This is a genomic window from Bartonella phoceensis, from assembly GCF_902825145.1.
Taxonomy (GTDB): domain Bacteria; phylum Pseudomonadota; class Alphaproteobacteria; order Rhizobiales; family Rhizobiaceae; genus Bartonella; species Bartonella phoceensis.
The window spans coordinates 1-399 of sequence record NZ_CADEAD010000056.1 but is presented as its reverse complement, the minus strand read 5'-3'; the positions used below and the strand labels follow the sequence as shown (position 1 = coordinate 399).

The 399-nt window shown below is 46.4% G+C and carries 1 pseudogene; it reads left to right on the top strand.

Annotated elements, in window-relative coordinates:
- Positions 1–176 precede the first annotated feature (176 nt).
- A pseudogene (locus tag J7R07_RS08060) lies at positions 177–399 on the top strand (hypothetical protein); the annotation flags it as partial.

Sequence of the window (399 nt, the reverse complement as noted above, 5' to 3'; positions counted from 1 at the left end):
GGTTTATTAGGACGTGAGTTTGTGTGGAAAGGGGAGAACGCATAATGACTTCATTATTTAAACAACCGCTAAATGTTATCAACGTTGGCATCGAGATGTTCAGTGATGACCTGAAAAAACAACATGTTCCAGTCACTCACCTAAATTGGACGCCTCCAGGACAAGGGAACGTGGCAGTGATCCGCGCCCTCGACCAAATTGAAGGTAATGCGGCATTACAAGAAAAAATTGCAGCGGCTAACGCACAAGCCCTTGAGCGCATTATTCAATCCCAACCAGTATTAGTTGGCTATGACCAAGCGATTAATGTGGTACCGGGCATGACTAAAAACACCATCCTACACGCCGGTCCACCCGTTGCTTGGAAAGACATGTGTGGAGCTATGAAAGGGGCAGTTA